This window comes from Psychrobacter sp. Ps6 (assembly GCF_022129235.1).
Taxonomy (GTDB): domain Bacteria; phylum Pseudomonadota; class Gammaproteobacteria; order Pseudomonadales; family Moraxellaceae; genus Psychrobacter.
The window spans coordinates 1-942 of the sequence record NZ_JADQAI010000031.1 but is presented as its reverse complement, the minus strand read 5'-3'; the positions used below and the strand labels follow the sequence as shown (position 1 = coordinate 942).

The window sequence follows — 942 nt, the reverse complement described above, 5'->3', positions numbered from 1 at the left end:
GTGATATTGTGCTGTCGTCATGCATGTCTGGGGCATTAATATAAAAATCAACACCCGTTTCAGGAACTGAATCTCTCACAGAAACAAATTGATCAAATGCCTTTTGCCACTTTTCATTAGCATTTTTAAGCATCAACTGCTCTACATTTAATCTATAGCCGTAACTCAAATCTTACCCCAAATATGCTTAATTAAGTAGTGAGCAACGTTGCCTCCGATTTAAAGTATTATGCCGTAAACATATAAACCGAAAATGCCAAGCGCTGCGTATTGTTATGACCTAGGACTTGATAGGTACTCTGAAGCAACCCAGCCTTTCACACCATTGCCTTCCACTAGTGCCCAACTACCATTAGTCTTCAAAACCACAACCTTATCACCAACTACTAATTGGTTAATAACCTTTGAGTTGAGGGTTGCCTCTGCACGCACACGTAAACTTTTGGCCTCTACCGTACTCAGTGATACAGCAGGTTTCGAGGGGGAGCTAAAAAAGTTCACCGCTAAGAAGAATGTAATAATAACGGCTAAGACCTTACCGAAGTGGGAGCTTCCTTTTTCAGTTTGTGAATTATTCTCATTAAAACTATTACTCTTGGATAAATTCTGACTATATGAAAGCCCAGAACCTGGAATTCCGACTGTTGCATTCACACCTTTTTTACCAATATTTACGGTAGCACCTGGCTTGCCGATAGAGGTACTAACACCGCTTTTGCTAATATTGACATGAAGTCCTGGTGCAATTTTTATACGTTTACGAAATTTAAATCCCATGATTTTCCTAGACTACCTAACCAGAAATATTGTGTGAGTCATGACAGTATATTAATACGCATTTTTACTTTTGCGTATTTTTATACTCATAAAATACCTTTATCATACTTGATATAATCTATATATATCATGAAGTTGATAACAATTTTTCACGCCTGACGCTCA

The 942-nt window shown here is 37.8% G+C and carries 1 protein-coding gene and 1 pseudogene; both read right to left on the bottom strand.

Annotated elements, in window-relative coordinates:
• Positions 1–273: 273 nt before the first annotated feature.
• Entirely contained in the window at positions 274–432 is a 159-nt protein-coding gene (locus I3255_RS13250) for an SH3 domain-containing protein (RefSeq protein WP_238039233.1), read from the bottom strand.
• A 177-nt stretch (positions 433–609) separates the two neighbouring features.
• Positions 610–777: pseudogene (locus I3255_RS13245) on the bottom strand (DUF4236 domain-containing protein); the annotation flags it as partial.
• Positions 778–942: the final 165 nt, after the last annotated feature.